The 18066-nt window shown below is 68.6% G+C and carries 20 protein-coding genes and 1 pseudogene; 11 read left to right on the top strand and 10 right to left on the bottom strand.

Going from position 1 to position 18066, the window contains the following annotated elements:
• Positions 1 to 657: 657 nt before the first annotated feature.
• Both OG389_RS01135 and OG389_RS01130 read left to right on the top strand, forming a co-directional pair.
• A complete protein-coding gene (locus OG389_RS01135; protein ID WP_328296537.1) occupies positions 658 to 846 on the top strand; it encodes a hypothetical protein in 189 nt (62 codons plus the stop codon).
• Positions 847 to 1027: 181 nt separating this feature from the next.
• Complete coding sequence (locus tag OG389_RS01130; RefSeq protein WP_328296536.1) at positions 1028 to 1795, top strand: thioredoxin domain-containing protein; 768 nt, start codon at positions 1028 to 1030, stop codon at positions 1793 to 1795.
• 179 nt (positions 1796 to 1974) lie between these two features.
• On the opposite strand, the gene OG389_RS01125 is transcribed toward OG389_RS01130, so the two are convergent.
• A complete protein-coding gene (locus OG389_RS01125) occupies positions 1975 to 2307 on the bottom strand; it encodes a hypothetical protein (protein ID WP_328296535.1) in 333 nt (110 codons plus the stop codon).
• A gap of 265 nt (positions 2308 to 2572) precedes the next feature.
• On the opposite strand from OG389_RS01125, the pseudogene OG389_RS01120 reads away from it, so the two are divergent.
• Positions 2573 to 3190: pseudogene (locus OG389_RS01120) on the top strand (nucleoside/nucleotide kinase family protein).
• Between the two features lie 46 nt (positions 3191 to 3236).
• On the opposite strand, the gene OG389_RS01115 reads toward OG389_RS01120, so the two are convergent.
• Positions 3237 to 3599 (bottom strand): hypothetical protein, encoded by a 363-nt coding sequence (locus OG389_RS01115; RefSeq protein ID WP_328296534.1) that lies wholly within the window; start codon positions 3597 to 3599, stop codon positions 3237 to 3239.
• 481 nt (positions 3600 to 4080) lie between these two features.
• On the opposite strand from OG389_RS01115, the gene OG389_RS01110 reads away from it, so the two are divergent.
• Positions 4081 to 4512, top strand: a complete 432-nt coding sequence (locus tag OG389_RS01110) for an OsmC family protein (RefSeq protein ID WP_328296533.1) — start codon at positions 4081 to 4083, stop codon at positions 4510 to 4512.
• A gap of 325 nt (positions 4513 to 4837) precedes the next feature.
• Here the strand turns inward: OG389_RS01110 and OG389_RS01105 are convergent, their stop codons facing one another.
• Both OG389_RS01105 and OG389_RS01100 read right to left on the bottom strand, forming a co-directional pair.
• Entirely contained in the window at positions 4838 to 5701 is an 864-nt protein-coding gene (locus tag OG389_RS01105; RefSeq protein ID WP_443059186.1) for a hypothetical protein, read from the bottom strand.
• A gap of 186 nt (positions 5702 to 5887) precedes the next feature.
• On the bottom strand, positions 5888 to 6775 hold the full coding sequence (locus tag OG389_RS01100) for a TIGR03619 family F420-dependent LLM class oxidoreductase (RefSeq protein ID WP_328296531.1): 888 nt from the start codon (positions 6773 to 6775) through the stop codon (positions 5888 to 5890).
• A gap of 714 nt (positions 6776 to 7489) precedes the next feature.
• Here OG389_RS01100 and OG389_RS01095 point away from each other — a divergent pair.
• From OG389_RS01095 to OG389_RS36685, 4 genes are all read left to right on the top strand, one after another.
• On the top strand, positions 7490 to 7921 hold the full coding sequence (locus OG389_RS01095) for a tyrosinase family oxidase copper chaperone (RefSeq protein ID WP_328303431.1): 432 nt from the start codon (positions 7490 to 7492) through the stop codon (positions 7919 to 7921).
• 19 nt (positions 7922 to 7940) lie between these two features.
• The gene (melC2, locus tag OG389_RS01090) at positions 7941 to 8777 is read left to right on the top strand and encodes a tyrosinase MelC2 (RefSeq protein WP_328296530.1); all 837 of its coding nucleotides are present in this window, start codon (positions 7941 to 7943) and stop codon (positions 8775 to 8777) included.
• A gap of 302 nt (positions 8778 to 9079) precedes the next feature.
• Positions 9080 to 9568, top strand: a complete 489-nt coding sequence (locus tag OG389_RS01085; protein WP_328296529.1) for a histidine kinase — start codon at positions 9080 to 9082, stop codon at positions 9566 to 9568.
• A gap of 92 nt (positions 9569 to 9660) precedes the next feature.
• Positions 9661 to 10068: a pyridoxamine 5'-phosphate oxidase family protein gene (locus OG389_RS36685; protein WP_443059185.1), complete on the top strand. Its 408-nt coding sequence runs from the start codon at positions 9661 to 9663 to the stop codon at positions 10066 to 10068.
• A gap of 170 nt (positions 10069 to 10238) precedes the next feature.
• Here OG389_RS36685 and OG389_RS01080 read toward each other — a convergent pair whose 3' ends face one another.
• The gene (locus OG389_RS01080; protein WP_328296528.1) at positions 10239 to 10679 is read right to left on the bottom strand and encodes a VOC family protein; all 441 of its coding nucleotides are present in this window, start codon (positions 10677 to 10679) and stop codon (positions 10239 to 10241) included.
• Positions 10680 to 11085: 406 nt separating this feature from the next.
• Here OG389_RS01080 and OG389_RS01075 point away from each other — a divergent pair, with 406 nt between their 5' ends.
• On the top strand, positions 11086 to 11313 hold the full coding sequence (locus tag OG389_RS01075; RefSeq protein WP_328296527.1) for a hypothetical protein: 228 nt from the start codon (positions 11086 to 11088) through the stop codon (positions 11311 to 11313).
• Between the two features lie 346 nt (positions 11314 to 11659).
• Here OG389_RS01075 and OG389_RS01070 read toward each other — a convergent pair whose 3' ends face one another.
• On the bottom strand, positions 11660 to 12244 hold the full coding sequence (locus tag OG389_RS01070) for a TetR/AcrR family transcriptional regulator (protein ID WP_328296526.1): 585 nt from the start codon (positions 12242 to 12244) through the stop codon (positions 11660 to 11662).
• Positions 12245 to 12403: 159 nt separating this feature from the next.
• On the opposite strand from OG389_RS01070, the gene OG389_RS01065 reads away from it, so the two are divergent.
• Complete coding sequence (locus OG389_RS01065) at positions 12404 to 13084, top strand: DeoR/GlpR family DNA-binding transcription regulator (protein ID WP_443059404.1); 681 nt, start codon at positions 12404 to 12406, stop codon at positions 13082 to 13084.
• A 13-nt stretch (positions 13085 to 13097) separates the two neighbouring features.
• Positions 13098 to 13565: a hypothetical protein gene (locus OG389_RS01060; RefSeq protein WP_328296525.1), complete on the top strand. Its 468-nt coding sequence runs from the start codon at positions 13098 to 13100 to the stop codon at positions 13563 to 13565.
• Here OG389_RS01060 and OG389_RS01055 read toward each other — a convergent pair.
• The 4 genes from OG389_RS01055 to OG389_RS01040 all read right to left on the bottom strand — a co-directional run bounded on the left by OG389_RS01055 (position 13558) and on the right by OG389_RS01040 (position 17463).
• Complete coding sequence (locus OG389_RS01055; protein WP_328296524.1) at positions 13558 to 13857, bottom strand: ABC transporter permease subunit; 300 nt, start codon at positions 13855 to 13857, stop codon at positions 13558 to 13560. The two genes, OG389_RS01060 and OG389_RS01055, sit on opposite strands and share 8 nt — an antisense overlap.
• A 98-nt stretch (positions 13858 to 13955) precedes the next feature.
• A complete protein-coding gene (locus OG389_RS01050) occupies positions 13956 to 15185 on the bottom strand; it encodes an ABC transporter substrate-binding protein (protein ID WP_328296523.1) in 1230 nt (409 codons plus the stop codon).
• Positions 15186 to 15731: 546 nt separating this feature from the next.
• Positions 15732 to 16199: a hypothetical protein gene (locus OG389_RS01045; protein WP_328296522.1), complete on the bottom strand. Its 468-nt coding sequence runs from the start codon at positions 16197 to 16199 to the stop codon at positions 15732 to 15734.
• A gap of 259 nt (positions 16200 to 16458) precedes the next feature.
• Positions 16459 to 17463, bottom strand: a complete 1005-nt coding sequence (locus OG389_RS01040) for a trypsin-like serine peptidase (protein ID WP_328296521.1) — start codon at positions 17461 to 17463, stop codon at positions 16459 to 16461.
• Positions 17464 to 18066 lie beyond the last annotated feature (603 nt).

The raw sequence follows: 18066 nt of genomic DNA, 5'->3' as shown, positions 1-18066 counted from the left end.
GGCTGCTTGGCCCCCGCGGGGTGCAACGAGTAGCCGGGCTGGTCGGGTGTGTCGGCCGTTAAACCTTGTCGTCCTCGGCGGAGTTCGGGCCCAGAAGGGGCGCAGGCCTTGGCCGGAGCCGCTGGCCTTGATGTTGAACAGGTAGCGGCCCAGGAAGCTGATGTGCCGGACTCGAGCGGGGTGAGGCGTGCCGGAACTCGACATCGCGATCCGCGGCGCCCCGACCTACCAGGCGGAAACGGCCCGCGCCGAGGGCTTCGGCGCGCGTCGGCAACCCGGACGGACGAGCAGCTCCTGCGGCGGATCCAGGACGGGCAGCGGGCGAACGGCAAGTACGACATCCGCACCGCGGTGTCATTCCCGGATCTGGAGTCGGCGCAAAAGTACACGCAGTACGGCATCCGGAGGAATACCTCGGACATTCGGGACTGGGCTGAAGAATCCTCCGCCGCAGCCGCCGTGCGAGTCGTTCAGCGTTCCGCCGGTGCCGAACGAGGGGCCGCTCAATGGACCGGTCGTGATCGGTCGGACAGTCGTCATGGACCAAACCGGCGCCGGAGCAGTGGAACGGATCATGGAACCCCTGACCCGGCTGGACCTCTCCGGGGCACCGGGCTGGGCGGGGAGCACAGGTCTGAGAGGGAACGCCGCGCAGACGTGATCCTGTCGCGCTTCCCCGACGGCACCCGCTTCCACTCCAACCTCGCCTGGAAGCCCGACCACCCCGACTTCCATGAACAACCCTTCCGAAGCCACGCCCCCTTCAGCCGGTACGACTGGGACGCCGGGCTGATCGCCGTGAACGACGAGGAAGTCGCCGTGATCTGGAACTTCTTGCCCCTCTGACCCGATCTCCCCGGACGCGTGGGGACCCTTGCGGCGGCCCGTCAGGGCAGGTCAGGTGGCTGGGACGCCCGGGGAGGGGCCGGCCGGATCCGGCGAAAGGCCGCGGAACCAGCCCGCCGGCCAGCGCGATACGTATGTCTGTTCTACTGTCATCTCTGATCTTGGGGAGGGACACGTTCTGATGAGGTACGGCGGAAGAAGGCTGGCCACGGTGGTGGTCGCCGGTGTGCTGGGGTTCTCCGCGAGCGGATGCGGTGAGCGGGGCGCCGGTGGGGCGGACGGTGGCGGCAAGGAGCCGGTGCGGGCCGCCGCTGCCTACGCCGGCCTGGAGGCGTTGCCCGCGAAACTGGACGCGAACGGCACCACCATCGTGGTCGGTGATCCGGACGCTCCGCTGGTCGTGCACCTTTACGAGGACCCGCGCTGCCCCGTGTGTGAGGAGTTCGAGCGGACCGGCGGGGGACCGGTGCTGCAAACGCGGACCGAGCGGCGCGAGGTGAGGACGGAGTACACCCTCGCGTCCTTCCTCGACGGCAGGGTGGGGGGCGAGGGCTCGAAGAAGGCGGTCAACGCTCTGCGCGCGGCTCTGGACGCCGGGAAGTTCGCCAAATACCACGCCGTCCTCTACGCGCACCAGCCCGAGGAATCCGTGGACGGCTACACCGATGACTTCCTCCTGGAACTCGCGGGGCAGGTTGAGGGGCTGCGCGGCCCCGAATTCGACGCGGCGGTGAAGACGATGAAGTACCGCGACTTCGTGAACGCGTCCCAGAAGGTGTACGAGAAGGCCGGCGGGGACGACCCCCGCGGCCCGGGCACACCCACTGCCGAGATCAATGGGGTCCGGGTGCCCGAGGAGCACAACGGGGTGCTGTTCGACGGCAAACTGCTCGGCGAGCTGCTCACCGAGATCATGAGGAATCCGAAGGGGTGGGCGTCCTTCCACTGATCCTCGGCCCCTTCCGGACCGGCACGGTGAGCCACCTGGAGCGGGATGGACTGGGGGAGTCCGCAGGCTCGATCACGAACATTCGTGGCGGTGGGTCAGGAGAAACGCCGAACGGCCTGGACGCTTCCGCCTCCCTGCGTGTCCGTCGGCGTGGCGTCGGTGCTGGTGCTGGTGGTCGGTCAGTCGGTGGGCTTGCCGTCCCCGTTCCCGCCGCACGCCTCCCGCAGCCTCCACTCCTCTTCCTCTTTCTCGGCGGCCTCCTCCGCGGCCTCTTCCACCATCTGCTCGATGTCCGCGTCGACGCTCCTGAGCCCGTCGACGACCAGGCCCCACGCCCGCCGCCGCAGCTCCTCCGGCACCGTGTCCCCGATCAGGTCGGCCAGCCGGGATATCTCCCAGCTGGCATCCTGCTCGTCGGCTTCCGTCGGCGCGCTCACCGACTCCCACACGAGCCGGCCCACAGCCAGCGCACCTCGGCCGATGGCCCCGAGCACCTTCCCGATGTCAGGCATTTACCCTCCGCTCCCTTCAACAGTCCAGCGATTCTCGCTGTGTCGCTCGGAGCTTCCCGCACCGGCCCTGCGGTCAAGGGCTGGTCCTGGGACCGTTGTCGCCCTCGATGTTGGGTCCTGCGCCGTGAACGACGCGGTCGACCTTGACCTGACCGACCTGACCGACCTGACCGACCTGACCGACCTGCGCGACGCGCGGACCAGGCTCCGTGCTGCGAGGAGTTCCTCGCAGGCACGCCGGCCGGTGCTCGGGCAGGATGCTTCCGTGCAGACATCGGAGCTGATCGTGAGGGCGGCCGCGCTGGCCGAGCGGGGCACCCGGCAGATCCTGGGCATCGCCGGGCCGCCCGGAGCCGGCAAGTCGACCCTGGCCGCGCTGATCGAGGAGGCGCTCGGGCCGGAGAGGGTCGTGGTGGTGCCCATGGACGGGTTCCACCTCGCGCAGGCCGAGCTGGACAGGCTGGGGCGGGCGGACCGCAAGGGCGCACCGGACACGTTCGACGCGGCCGGGTACGTATGCCTGCTTCGCAGACTGCGGGAACCCGGCGAACCCGCCGTGTACGCACCGGCCTTCGACCGCTCCCTGGAGGAGCCGATCGCAGGCAGCATCCCCGTCGCACCGGGCGTACCGCTGGTGATCACCTAGGGGAACTACCTGCTCCACGAGGCCCCGGAGTGGGCACCCGTACGGCCGCTCCTGGACGAGGCCTGGTACCTCGCCACGGACGAGACGCTGCGCGTGCGGCGCCTCATCGACCGGCACATCCGCCACGGCAAGGACCCGGCGTACGCAAGGGCGTGGGTGGCCCGCTCGGACGAGCCCAATGCCCGTCTCGTCGCCCAAGGCCGCCACCGTGCCGACCTCGTCCTCGACGCCGACTGACGCTCGCGCGTCCGGTGTCTCCGCGCCTCGCCTGTGCGAGAGACGCTTATTCGCCATAAGCGTTCGTCGATCGGCACCCCGTGTCGGTGCTCTGCGGCAGGATGACCGCCATGGACACCGAGATACTGGTAGACGTCTGGAAGCGGCTTCTCGTCGATCCCGGCAAGTCATGGGTGCTGAGGCCACCGAGATCCTGAAGACGTTTGGCCCGGCGCATGCCGGATCTTCGGCAGGAGACTTTGGGGTGATCGACCTCAAGGACGTCGAAGGATGGGCCGTCACCGGTCATCACAATGACGTCCTCACCTATGTCGGCCCTGATGAGCCCCATGATCAGTCGGAGATCGCTGTTGGGCTGTTCGGGCGATCCAAGCGGGATCGAGACGGCAGCGAACTGCACGTCGTCCATGTTGAGGACAAGCGAACTTCAGCGGACCTGGGGTAAGTACCTGCATGTCACTGGCGGTGATCGCTGGGGGGTGCCGAGGCACAGGCCCGCCCCGGCGCCACCTGCGCGGCGCTGTCAACTGGTGGGACGAGCCAGGCCCTGCGAGCCGCATTCACCCGAACCCGCACACCCGACCGCCCCTGCTGCCTGGGCTCCCTCGTACACACCGCCCGTCCGGGTCCCGGCCGGACCCCACCCGGGGGAGCGGACCGTCTGATACCGCGACGGAGTGGCTGGAAGGCCGCGCACCGCCGCCTCGACCGCGTGCGTCGGCCAGCCGCGGCGCCCCACCCTGGACCGACGACCCGTTTGCGGTACAGCACCCTGCGCCGCACCCACCGCGGTGCCCGGCGGATCACTGCACACGGGGCGCGGATCCAGCCGAGGCCTGCTCCGCCGTGTGTCGCGGTATGTGGGTGGTGGCGGGGCTACCGTTGACGCCATGACTGCTGATTCCCTGCGCTCCGTCACCGTCGAGCGGACCGGTCCGGGCACGTTCACCGCGACCAACTCCCGCGGTGACACGATCACCTTCGGCACTGGATCCGACGGGGGCTTCACCCCCGTCGAGCTCTTCCTCGCCGCGATCGGCGGCTGCTCCGCGGCCGACGTGGAGGTCGCCACCACCCGGCACGCCGAACCCACCGAATTCTCCGTCGCCGTCGACGGGCACAAGGCCGAGGACGCCGGAGGCAACCGCATGACGGACCTGGAAGCCGCCTTCACCGTCCGTTTCCCCGGAGGCGAGGCAGGCGACCGGGCCCGTGCGATCCTGCCGCGCGCCGTAAAGACCTCCCACGACAAGCTCTGCACGGTCAGCCGCACAGTGGAGGCCGGAACTCCGGTCACCGTAAGGGTCGTCGACACTGACTGACTGACTGACTGACTGACTGACTGACTGGCCGTGACGAGTCACGAGGATCTGGCTGCGCGGCTGCCGTCGGACGGCTCCGTATGTCGGGATGGAGGTCGAGAAACGCCCGGCGGCGGCGGACGCCGGTCGGGACGAGGCCGCGCCCCTGATGTCCCGCGGTGGCGTTCGCGGCCAACGGGGCCGGCTCCCGCGGCTGCGGCGACAGCGGGCACGACGAGCACGTCCTGATCGTCCGGCACCACTGTCCCGGCCGGACGGGTGCTCGCTTCATGACCATGCCGTCAAAGTTCAACTCAGCGTTTGGATTCGGACTACCTCTGACGGGTCAGTATTCTCGGTCGTAGATCGCCCGCAGCCACGGTTCCCTGATAGCGGGTATCCGCGCGAGCGTGTATCGGAACGCCTCCCTGGACGGTCGGAACAAGTACCCCGGGCGCGGCGGCAGCGGATCGTCCCGCTCCACCCCTGCCGGAAGCCCGCCGACCGCCGGCAGCCGGGTCCGGTGTGGCGGAAAGGCCAGCTCGGCCCAGAGCGCGGCATCCATGGGTACCGGCACCGCGCCTGCACGCGGCTGCCACGTGTCTCCGGTCTGCGGATGGACCGGCACCAGCGCCAGGTCAGCGGCCGGTTCACCGAACCCAGGGCCCGCCAGGTCCAGCCGCTGCGTCCCCGGCCCGGGGGGCAGCAGCGCGCCGAGTGACCGGCCGAGAAGCTCAGCGACCGGCCCGGGCGCCACTTCGACCGGCGCGCCCCCGGCGGCTACCACCACCTGGGCGAGAGCCACGCCCGCCGGGATGTCCCGGTACTCGCCCAGCCGGTGCCACAGCGCGTCCGTGGCCAGCAGCTCCGCCCAGTCCATGATCGGCCGCTCCGGCGGTCCGGGCAGCCGCACTACCGCCTGTGGGACGAGCCGGACGACCTGCCAGCACCCGCAGTCGTCCATCCTCGTTCCGACCGGCAGATCGCAGCCCAGGCAGGCAAGGTTCGGCCCGTCCCTCCCGTCGATCCCCATGCAGTAGCCCCCGGTCCTCTCGAGGATCAGCTTGGTGCCGCGCATGTCGCCCGGCGCGAGGAGGACGGTGCCCGACGGCCCGTACGGTGCTGGGTCGACCGCGTAGGACCCGGCCTCCAGAAGTGGCGGGTGCAGTGTCTCCCAGTGGGTGTCCGCCAGGTGAATCGGCAACGCCACCTCCGACACCACTGCCGTCAGGACCGCACCGCAGCCCGCACACCCGAACAACGCCAAGCTTCCCCTCCCGCCGTCGAAGCACCCGTATCCCACCAAGCGGGCGGTCCGGGGAGCAAGGGGTTTTCCGGGTCGGACCGTCCGGGCCGCCCCGGACCAAAGCCCGGGGCGGCCCCGCGAGTTGTCCGGTCAGCCCGCTCGTAGCCGGTCGAGTACCTGAATTCCGAGGTCCAGGGCTTCTTCTGGCTGCTCGACACAGTGCTGAAGGTCGATGAAGCAGCCGTCCACTCCGAGGTCTCGTACCTTGCGGAGCACGGTGGTGATGTCGTCGGCCGAGTCCCCCGGTCTGGGGTTGTGGCGCACGCACTGGCGAAGGCTGTCCGCGTCACGTTGCGCCTCTTCTGCGGCCTGGCGTGCGGTTGCCCACCGGCTCACGTGGACGTCCGGTGGCAGTACGACCGCCATCCAGCCGTCGGCGCGGCGGCCGATGCGTCGCATCGCCGCCGGGCTGAAGCCTCCTAGGAAGAGGGGTGGGTGAGGCTTTTGAAGGGGACGCAGGCCGACGTGGGAGCGTGGGATGGTCCACTGCGGACCGGCGTGCTCGAAGGTGTCGTCTCCCCAAATGCCGAGAAGGACATCGAGGGTTTCGTCCAGGAGGGCGCCGCGGCGGCCGAAGTCCGCGTTGACCGCCGTGTACTCGTCTCGCATCCAGCCGATGCCGAGGCCGGCGTCGAAGCGTCCCCCGCTGATCTGGTCCAGGGAGGTCAGGGAGCGAGCCAGGAGCAGTGGCGGGTACCAAGGGGCGCTGAGCGTGCTTGTGCCGAGCCGTACGTGAGTGGTGACGGTGGCCGCGACGGTCAGGACGGTGAGCGGATCGAGGAAAGTCTTGTAGCCCGGCGGGTAAGGGGAATCCGGGGTGTGCCCGGGATAGACGTCACTCGGGGCGACCGGGGTCAGGGCACGGTCTCCCACCCATAGCGAGTCGAATCCGGCGGTCTCGGCGTCTCGGGCGAAGCCGGCGATCGTCGAAGGGCGAGCATGAGTCCCGTACTGCGGTAAGGATATTCCTATGTGCATGAAAGCATCGTCTCATGATCATTCGATGGCATTTGCGGGCCAACCCCCAGACCCTGTTCGGAGTCTTGACGGCGGGGGCGGGGTGCGGCGCCCCGGAGGCCCTCGGCTCTTCCGTACATTCTCAGCCGTCCGTACTTACGGCCTGAGATTCCGTTCATGCGGCGGCGCCTCGGGGGCTTGAGAGGGTGGCGGGTTGTGGCGCCGACGCTAGCCCCAGCGGATTGTCTGCGCAGGCGACGTCTCTTGCAGATGGACGCCGACAGGAGAACGGCGACTGTTGGACAGTCGGTTGCTGAGCGCCCCGCCACCGGCTGTCGCGAGATCGGATCCCGTTTGGGCCACCACCGCGGCCTGGTCGGCGACCGGGAACCCCGATGCATCCCGCGTAGGAGGTCGCGACGTCCGGCCCGGCCTCCGCGGGCCTTGGCCGGGACGGATCATCGTCGATGGAGCGGCCGGACCTTGCTGTCGAACTGAGGCCAGTCGCAGTTTTTAGCCAGACTTCTGCCGGTTTGGGCATCACTCGAATAGGGTCGAAGCGTGGATTCTACGGCCAGGTAGCCGATCAGGCGCAGGATTTGCCGCCCTCGGCCAATATTGCAAGAAATGTTACTGCAAATCAGTACCAGGCGCCTTCAGTTGGAATGTCTGATTTGAGGTTAACCATCCGGATTTGATTGCTGCCGGGCCTGGTGTGCCATGTAGTCATGGCCACTGCATATCCGCTGTTCGGCGGGCTGCCATCGTCACGCCGCCAAGCTAGAGGTCCGTTTTGCCTGCAATATCCCGCCGTCCAATCCCGGACATCGCATCTGGTGCCGCTGCGGACATCGTCGTCTCCGTGACCACTGCGGCTGGTGCCGCGCAGGACTCCGGGGCTCCGGACGGACCTGGGCCGGACTCGTTCGGCGAGGTCTGCACGGGCGCCGCCTACAGGGGCGGCCGGTGCGCGGATCCGGCCATCATGCGGGTCAAGGGAATCGCGCCGTCCTCATCGCGGGCGCGGAAGCGCGTGTGATGCGGAATGCCGATGGCGCAGGCACCAGCGTCGTCAATCACTACGGACCTCTTGCCGCACCGCTGGACCTCACATGCGCCGCTGTCGTCGATCTCGATGGCGCCAATCTGCGGCCGTTCAACCACTGACCAGGGAAAAATATCCAATATGACCGTCCGGAAGAATCAAGCCAACCTCACTCAGGACGAGAAGAACCGCTTTACCAGCGCGGTTCTGGCCCTGAAGAGCAGTGGTCGCTACGACGCATTCGTTTCCACTCACAGTGATTTCATCATGAGCGACACCGACCAGGGTGAACGCGTCGGTCACCGTTCGCCGTCCTTCCTGCCGTGGCACCGCCGATTTCTCATAGAGTTCGAAACAGCGTTGCAGTCCGTCGACCCATCTGTTGCGCTTCCGTACTGGGACTGGACCGTCGACCGTGAGCCGACGTCGTCGCTCTGGGCACCGGACTTTCTCGGCGGGACTGGCCGGGAGGAGGACCGGCAGGTCATGGACGGGCCGTTCGGCGCCACCAAGGGCGCCTGGCCGATCACTGGCGGGATCGACGAACGTGACTTCTTGCGCCGTAGCCTTGGCGGCGGACTGCCGCTGCCGGCACGACAAGAGGTCGACGTCGCACTGGCCGTAGACATCTACGACGTAGCTCCGTGGAACAGCGCCTCACGAGGCGGGTTCCGCAACACCCTCGAGGGTTGGCGCGCGTTCCGCGGTACTGGCATCCACAACCGTGTCCATACCTGGATCGGCGGGAACATGAGCACGGGCGCCTCCCCGAACGACCCCGCGTTCTGGCTCCATCACGCGTTCATCGACAAGCTGTGGGCGCAGTGGCAGCAGCTCCATCCCGCCTCGGAGTATCTGCCCGGCTCGGCCACGCCAAACGTGGTCAGCCTGCACGACACCATGCGACCGTGGAATGACGTGACCCCCGCTGACATGCTGGACCACACCCGCTTTTACACCTACGACAGTCCTGCCTGACGAGGATCCGTCCGGATGTGAATGGGCGGTGCGGTGGCAGCCGTTGGTTGTCAGCGAGCGATCGTGCCGGGTAGGAGCTGGAGCAGGGTCGTGACCGTAACCGGGACCGGGACCGGGACCGGGACCGGGACCGGGATGAGCGTCCCACCCGGCCGGAAGCGGGCTCGCCAGGGACCGCTGTACCCACGGTTGCGCCGTTTCGGTGGCGGTCCGGGCGAACGCGGGGTCCACTGGTGTGTGGTGTGCACTCGCCGGGCCGGACGAGCACGCCGGCACATTCGACGCGGCGGAAGGCATCCGACATGGCTGACAGCCACCACCACGTGCTGCTGATCACCTTCGCGAGTTCCGAGGCCGGCCGGGCGGCGTACAAGGACGCCGTCGCCCTTCCAGGACTGCGGCAGACCGCGGTCCTGGAGCGGTCGGACGAGGGGCTCCTCGATGTCCCGGAAAGCCACGTCTCCGGCGCGGGCGTGACCACCGCTGGTGCGGGCCTGGCCGGCGGACTGCTCGGCCTGCTGGGTGGCCCCATCGGCGTCTTCCTCGGCGCGGCTGCCGGGGCGGCGCTGGGCAACGCGGCGGAGGAGGGCTGGGCGCAGGAGGGCGGCGCCGGAATGATCATGCTGAGCAGCCGGGTCGAGGAAGGGGCGGCGCTGCTCATCGCCGACCTGTACGAGTCCGACCCGCGGCTCGCGGACGAGCTCGCCCGGCGCCACGGTGGCACCCTCCAGCGGCTGACCGCGAAGGAATTCTCCGCACAGGTACGAGCCGCCGAACGGGCGGCCGGGTAGGCGGCGCGGGCCCCCTGGGAGTACACAGGCCCGATGCGCGGCCCCCCTGTGCTCGACGATGCACCACCCCCGGGGTCCATTACCCGGAGTGGATGGCCTGCGACGGGGACGATGCCCGCGCCATCCTCGACGAGGCTCCGCACGTCCACATCGGGTTCCACTCCGACGACGGCCCCGCCGTCATCCCGACCCCGCACGCGCGCGACGGTGACCAGCTGTCGCTCCACGGCTCCAGCCAAGGTGCGGGCGGGATCCGCCGATCCGCGACACGGCCGGTACCGGGGCCCGCCGGATGTCGGCCGGCGCCGCCTCCGGCACCGCACCCAAAGGCGCCTGCGCCGCACTGGCCAGCACCTCGACCCGCGCCCAGGTCGCGTACCTCGTCTCTTCGCAGGCTGCCCGGCCCGCTCCCACCGGCCGGTCCCGCCGCGTTCCACGAACGCGTCGTCAACGTCGTCCGGGCCGGCGCGGCAGCGGAAGTCCCCGACACCAGCTCGTGAATACCCGTCATGACCGGTGGTCGGGCTGCGGTATCGGCCCGTGCCGGGCGCCCCGGACAACGGGCCGCCAGGCACGGGCCCGCCGGGAGAGGACGGGGCGTTGCGAGCAGGCGAGAGACCCGCCCAGGTCGAGGCGCCGACGGTCCGGCTGCACGGCTGGCCCCTCCCTCTCAGCGCAGTTGCTCGGCTAGGCCGACGATGATGCCCTCCGGGCCGCGGACGTAGCACAGCAGGTAGCTGTCCTCGAACCGGGCGATCTCGCCGATGAGTTCGGCGCCGTGGGGGCGTAGTCGGGCAACGGTCTCCTCGATGTCGTCGACGGCGAACATGACGCGATGCGTGCCCAGAATGTTGTGCGGCCGGTTGCGCGGCCCGGCGCTGATCACCGCGGGGCTGCGGTACTTCGCCAGCTCGAGCCGGCTGTGACCGTCCGGGGTCCGGACCATCGCGATGTCACAGCGGACACCGTCGAGCCCGGTGCACTGGTCGGCGACGAGGCCTTCGACCGTCGCCTTGCCCTCCAGCTCCATACCGAGTTCCACGAAGAACGCGATGGCGGCATCCAGGTCCTCGACGACGATGCCGACATTGTCCATCCGCTGAATCGCCATGGCGGATTCTCCTTCTTCCTCGTGCGGCCGGTGGTGGCCGCTGATGTCCCTGGGACGGAGCCCGTGGCACGTTCTCGACATCCTCAGACCGCCGAACTCCGAGGATGCGGCTACTGAGGCGTCCGTGTGCTCGTGGCCGCCGGACAATCACCGCACCATCACCGCCGTCCACTATGGGGCCCACTCGATGCCGAGGCGGGTTGGCTCGGCGTGCTGTACCCGGCGAGCCAGTCGTCGTGGCGCGGGCCCGAGTGATCGTGGAGAGCCGCGAGGGCGCGCCGTCACGCTGACGTACGTCAGGTACAAGCTCGCGGCCGAGGGCATGTGGCCGTACATGTCCTCGCCCGCGAACCGGTACGGACGACGCGGGCGCCAGATTCGGGCGGGCACCAGCGGGCGTGCGGACTTGAGCCGGGTCGCCACCGTGGGGTGCTCGTGCGGGCGCGGCGGCGTCATCACCGAAGCCCCGGACGGCATCGACATCCCCGAGGGGCACGCCACACCTGCCCCGGTGACCGAGGGCGCCGGCACCTGCGACGGCAAGTGGGAGCAGCGGACGGTCTCCGAGACGATCACCGTGTCAGGGCGCTGCGCCGGGCAGGGCCTTACCAGCCGCGGGCGTCACGGCCGGTAAGGCCCTGCCCGGTTCGGCGCGGGCCGGGGCGAACCGCTGGGATACGGTGACGAAGGTGTAGCCCCGCTCGCGGGGGTTGCCGATGATGTCCGGAACGGCCGGGATCGTGCGGGCGTACCGCTCGTGGAGCAGGATGATGCCGTCCCGTTCGGTCGTGCTCGCCCTCCTCGCCTACAGGGCCGGCCTGCTCTGAGCGAGCTGGAGCGTTGGTTGAGAACCGTCCCGGTGAGCGGGTCTGCCGATGCCGACCGGGTCTCGGGCAGGTCCGACGCATCCGCCCCGTACGGACGGTCAGCCATCATCGGGAAGCGCGTCCGGACTGGGCACGCAGACCAACCTGCCGGTCCTAGGAAGACGGCTCGCCGGGCGCCGGCACCAGCGCGGGCAGAAGCGTAGTGAGTACCGCTTCCATGTATGCCTCTGGCAGGGGGCGGGTGCGCAGGAGCCAGGTGTGGTAGATCGGCCCGTAGAGGAGTTCGACCGCGAGTTCGAGGTCCAGGTCGGCGCGGATCTGCCCGGCCTCGCGGGCTTTGGCGAGGCGAGCGACGCACGCGTCGATGGAGACCCGCAGGATGCGGGTGACCCCGTCGGCCGCGGCCTTGTCGGATTGGGCGGCGCCGATCAGTCCGCGCCAGATGGTGCCGAACTCCGTATTGAACAGTGCCATGACGCTCGAGGTCTGGGCGGCCAGGTCCGCCCGGATGTCACCGGTGTCGGGAAAGCCGGCGGCGGCGTCCCGGGCCGTCTCGATGCCCTCGATGAGGATGGCGGCTTTGGAAGGCCACCACCGGTAGATGGTCGTCTTACCGACACCCGCGCGGGCCGCGATCCCTTCGATCGTGATCGCTGCGAAGCCCCGCTCGGCGCAGAGCCCGAAAGCGGCGTCGACGATGGCTTGACGGGACTGCTCGCTGCGGATGGCGGGGGTCACAGGCCGACTCTATCCGAGCGCAACGCTACGTCTCGTGTTGACAGCCTCCGCTTCCCATCGCACACTGATCACGCAACGATCCGTTTCGTATCGGTTGCACAGCGGGGGCGTCGCCGGTACCCGTATCCCGGGTACCGGAACGACGCCTGAGCGGCCACCATCCGCCGCGACATGGGGGAGTTGGCCCGCCAGCAGTTGCTCACGCGCACGCGCGGAGGGGCGGTACTGAGTGGTGTCGCATACGACTTGCCCCTCTGCTACAAGACCGCGCGCAAAGCGGACGAGATGCACCGGATCGCCCGCGCCGCCGCCGGCATCGTTCGTCCCGGTGCCGTGGTCGGGCTCAACGGCGGTACCACGGAGTCGGAAGTCGCCCGCGAGCTCGCGACACGCTCCAACTCGGCCGCCCAGTCCGCCGGCACCTCCCTGACGCTCGTCACCAACGCCATCAACATAGCCAACGAGCTGGCCGTTCGCCCTCACGTGACGACCGTGGTGACGGGTGGGGTCGCCCGCACGAACTCCTACGAACTGACCGGCCCGGGGGCCGTCACGGCGCTCCTGGCCCTGGCGTTGGACTACGCGATCCTCGGTGTCGACGCCATGGACCCGAAGTTCGGCGCGTCCACCCACGACGAGGGCGAGGCCAGTGTCAACCGCGCCCTGGCCGAGCGGGCCGAGCAGGTGATCGTCGTCGCCGACTCCACCAAACTCGGCCAGCGGGCCTTCGCCCGGGTCTGCACGGTTGCCGAGATCTCCGTCCTCGTCACCGACCGGGACGCCCCTGCCGCCCTGGTGGAGCAGTTGTCCTCGCTGGGCATCGACGTGTTGTGCGTATGAGCGCCGACACCGTATGACCGGGGCTCACTTCACCGAGCCCGCGGTGAGGCCCGAGACCACGTGGCGTTCGGTCGATCATCGCGGCCTCTTCGAGCTCCACCGGGATGGAACCGATGTACGCGCTGATGATCCACACTGCGAACGCCAGGTTGAAGGCGGCGTTGGCGACGGTCAGCACGGCGACCGTGTCGAGCAGTCCGAGCGCCTGGAACTCGCGGTGGAGGCCCACCTGCAGCGCCGTCGGCTGGAACATCTGGGTGACCAGGACGAGCAGCAGGAAGGCGGTGCGCCCGCGGAAGCGCATCCGGGCCGTGCAGTACGCGGCGGGCAGCGCCACCAGGATCACCAGAGCGGTCGAACCGCCGGCGATCAGCAGGGTGTTGGCCAGGTTCTGCCCCAGGGCGGTGTCCGTCCAGACCCGGGTGAAGGCCGACCAGTCGAAGTGGGACGGAAGGTAGCCGTTGTCCCGCAGTTCACCTGATCAGGATGATCACGAGACCGACCAGGAAGGCCGGGCGCAGCAGCGGCAGCGTGATACGCGAGTAGGTCTGCCATCGCGAGGCGCCGTCGACGCGGGCGGCTTCGTAGACCTCCCCCGGGCAGCGGAAGCCGATCGCGGTCATCAGCACGGAGGCGGCCCAAGGGGCGATCAGCGCCCAGCGGGTGATCCGCCGGCCTGGGAATTGCTGGTCGAACAGCTGCGCCAGCGCGAGCGGGAGGACCATCGTCAGCCCGACCACCACCACGGTCCACACCGCGGTCCAGGTGAGCACGTCGGGCAGCCGGGGGTCGGAGAACAGCTTGCGGTACTTGTCGAGGCCCGCTCCTGTCCGGTGCGGCGATCTCGCACAGCGTCAGCGATGCGGCCGACTCACCTTGCCGCCTGCTGCGCGGCCCGTTGCAGGGCGTCGAGCGCCATGGTCGGGTCGCCCGACACCGCACTGCCGATCTGCGTCTTGATCTGGGCCGAGACACCCGGCCAGGTCGGGTCGCTGGTCGGGTAGAAGGTGGCGTTCGGCAGGATGTCCAGGAAGGGCTTCAGGGCCTTCTGGGCCGGGTCCTTCTCGAGGGCATTCAACCCCGACCGGGTCACCGGCAGGAGGTTGTAGCGGGTGGCGAAGGACACGGTGTGCTCTTGCTGGTAGATGAAGTCCAGGAACGACTTGATCTCCTTCCTGTGGCCGCTCTTCTTGAAGGCCATCACCCAGTCGCCGACGCCCAGGGTGCTGTTGCTCTGCCGGTCCTTGCCCGGCATGGCGGACCATGTGACATCCATGCCCTTGAGCTCGGCGAGCTGACCGGGGGAGCCGTTGATCATGCCCACCTTGCCCGAGGCGAAGTCCTTGGTGAGATCGGTCCGATTGACGGAAGCCGGGCTCTTCTCGGTCAGTCCGCCGTCCACCCACTTCTTGAGCTGGGTGAAGGTCTCCACGTTGGAGACCGAGTTGATCGTGTACTCGCCGCCGCTCTGGTAGCCGCCGCCGTTGCCCATCATCCAGATGAACGACTCGGCCTGTGCCTCCTCCCTGCCGAGCGGGATGCCCAGCGGGACCTCGACACCGGCCTTCTTCAGCGCGGTGGCGGCCTTCGTGACCTCCGCCCAGGTCTGCGGCGGCTTGCTCGGGTCCAGGCCCGCCTGCTTGAACAGGGTGTCGTTGATCAGGAACATCCGGGCGCTGGAGACGAACGGTATGCCGTAGGTGGTCTCGCCCTGCCTGCCGGCGTCGAGCATCGAGGGAACGAAGTCCGCCATGGTGGAGGTGGACAGCACGTCCTCGGCGGGGTAGAGAAGGCCGCTCTTCGCGAAGTCGGCGTAGCCGCCGGTTTGCAGGACGTCCGGTTGGTTGCCGTTCTGCACCATCCAGTTCCAGTCGACCACCTGCAGATCGACCTTGATCTTCGGATAGTTCTTCGTGAACGCCGAGATCACGCTCTCCCAGTACGTCCGGCTGGGGTTCTCACCGTTGGCGCCGTAGTCGGCGGCGACGAACCTGATCGTGGTGGTTCCATCGGCCGAGCCGGACCCGGAACTACCGCATGCCGACAGGGTGAGCACACTGCCGAGACCTACCACGGCCAGGGTGAGAAGAGGTCGTTTCATGGCAACTACCGCCTTTGGGATGCACTAGGACAAAGCGCTAGGCCTTGCCGGGGAAAGGAGGGGGCTGGTGCCCTGGCACGAGATGCTGACGACCTGGCTGCCCGGCGGCGATGGGGCCGTTGGCGGTCAGGCAGGTCACGACCGCCGGGGTCCTCTGGTCCGCGGGGGTCGTCAGGACGTGGATCTCACCGGTGGCCTGGGAAACGGGCAGCTGGGCGACCTGGTTCTCCTGGCCGGAGCCGCAGGGCCAGGTGTCGAATCACGTGCCGCCCTTCAGGCCGCCGTAGAGGTCCAGGCACAGGCTGTTGCCGGAGGAGGGCGAAGGCGCGGTCTCCGTTGGCGAGCGGGCGGGAGCGAACGTCGTTCTCGAGGTCGACCACCCAGTACCCGGCCAGGATGCGGCCTGCCCGGGCCCGCCTGGACCGGCGCGTCGGTCACCGAAGCCTGCTCGGGTCCTGGAACACGCCGCCGCGGCGATCCTGGGCCTTCCCACCTGCCGTGACCTGTGGGGTCGAAGTGACAGGTGGGCGCATTCGTCGCTCACGATCAAGGGCAAGCCGCGGCCAGTGAAGCCTCGTCATGGAGTCGCTGAAGCTCCTGGATCGTCGCCAGCTCGATCGATCGGGAGCGCTCCACCGCGGCGGAGGTCTGGGTGGACACAGGGCTACGAGGCACGCCCGTGGCTTCCAAGCCTCTCGCAAGGGCCTGCAATCCCGCCGTCGCCCACTCAACGTACCGATGAGTAGGTCCCTCGTGGGCGTCCAGGTCCCCAAGGGCCTTGATCAGCCAGACCGAAACCGGCAGTTCTCCTCGTACATTCATCAAAGGCTTGGAGATGGCGAGGAAAAGCAGGGATTGATAGTTTCGGGCCTCAGGTTCGCAGCATGGAAGCTGGTGCCTGATCTGGGCCAATCCCCGGAGGGATACCGCGCACACCTTTTCGTGCGGCACGGGCTCACAGTGGTTGTTCACCCTGTCTGTCATCTTGTTCAGAAACTCTACGTACTTGTCCATGACGAACGCCTCCTCGCTGTGAATCTTCGGGCGGTGTGCCCGGTGCCTCGCTAAGAGGCGAGCGACGTTAAAGCGAAGTGATGAGAAAGGGGTGAGACCATATGAGCACACAATTCGCCCCCTTGTGGTGTGGGATAAACCTCACCAGGGCAATACGGGCCTTCAGGGACATGACGCCCTCAAGATTCCAGGCCCTGAGTGCCTCGCACCTTGGAATTCATGCGCCTTGGCCTGCCGTCGAGCCATTCCTACCGGTCGGTCAGGAAGTCTGGGCCTTGTCGTACGCGGCTTTCGCCTCGGGGCCGAAGTATGGGCCGAACATGCGGTTCGGGAGGAAGGCGTAGCCGAAGCTGTTCACCGAGACCTGCAGTCCGGTCCCGGTGGCCTCGTCGAAGTTCTGGAACCAGGGACCTCCGCTGGAACCGCCGGTCATGTCGCAGCCCAGGCTGTGGTCGTTGGACAGCAGGAGGTCCCTGCCCGAGTCGCCACCGCAGTGGATCAGCCTGGTCCCGTCGTACGGGGCCGCCGCCGGGAATCCGAAGGCGTACGTCGCCTTGTCGTAACCGCCGTTGAACAGGACGCCCTGGGCTCCGACGACGGAGCTGAGCTTCCGGCCGTTCAGCGGGGCCACGACCGCCAGACCGACGTCGTAGTCGATGTCCTCGTTCGCCACCCACTGATCGGTCGAGAAGGTCCGGGTCGCACGCCACTGGCCGTACGGCGCACTCCCGTTGTCGTACGCCGGCACGAACACCCAGTCGGTGTGCCAGCGGCCCTGGTACTTCACGCAATGGCCCGCCGTGATCACCGTGCTGCCGTTCTGGCTCGTGACGGAATCACCGGAACAGGAAGCGGTACGGCCCTGGAAGGTGAAGAACACCCGGCCCGAGGTACGCACCACCGCCCCACCGCCTGTCCAGGGGCCACCGGTCTGGGGGAAGGGCACCGCGGAAGATGCCGGGGCGCGGGTCGGGCCGATCACCGTCGGCATGACCGCGTCCCACACGGTCCGCGCGGCCCGGGAGACGAGCGTGGCGGCCTGGGACCGGGCGCCCGTGTCCGCCACCAGGTCGAGCAGGGCAGCCGAGCGCATCCGCTCGGCGGTCCAGAATCCCTCGGTGTGCCGCTGCTCGAAGGACGTGGCCGAGGAGGAGGCGCGGGCCTTGACAGGGGCGGGGGCCGGGTTCGCGGCCGAGGGGGTCCCGGGGGCAAGTACAGGCTTGGTCGCCGTGGTTGCCGACGGTGCCCTGTCGGAAGCCTTCACACCAGGAGCCGTACTCGGGGCCGACGTCGGCGGCATCCGCGCGGCCAGGGCGCCCCGCCCGTTCTCGCCACCAGCGCCGCAACCGCTCGCGAGGAGCACAACTATCGCGGTACAGGCGGCTATCACGCCGCCGGTCACAGGACCCGACACGGGCCACTTCGTCGTCATCGTGCCCCCTGGGCATCAAGGCTGTGCAACCCACGCGGGGACAACACGCATGGCGATGGGCAGATCGGTCTGATCTTCGGGCTGCCGCCAGTGCTCGCAGGAGCGGTTGGCGACCATCAGCCGGTTCAGTCCGCCACGGTCTGGTCGGATCGCGGCAAGATCCGCCGACAACCACTTCGGGGCTCGGACGACGATCGCGAGTGCGCCGGTGGTCCCGGTCGGCACGAATTCCGGTGAATGGGGGAGGGCAGTGCATGGGGGTCGGCGATGAAAAATCGCCGCAGCGGCCGCGCATTTCTCAGCGTCGAGTCACCGACAGTGACCAGACGGTCATTGCGGGATCCATTTCGAGAAGGCTGCCCTATACCAGGCGGTGAGCGCAACCAGCCTGATCTCTCGATAGTGAAGGCACCGGATCATTTGAATGTTCCGGTC

Source organism: Streptomyces sp. NBC_00435 (assembly GCF_036014235.1).
Classification (GTDB): domain Bacteria; phylum Actinomycetota; class Actinomycetes; order Streptomycetales; family Streptomycetaceae; genus Streptomyces.
Note: the sequence above shows the minus strand (reverse complement) of the source record. Positions and strands in the feature narration are given on the sequence as shown.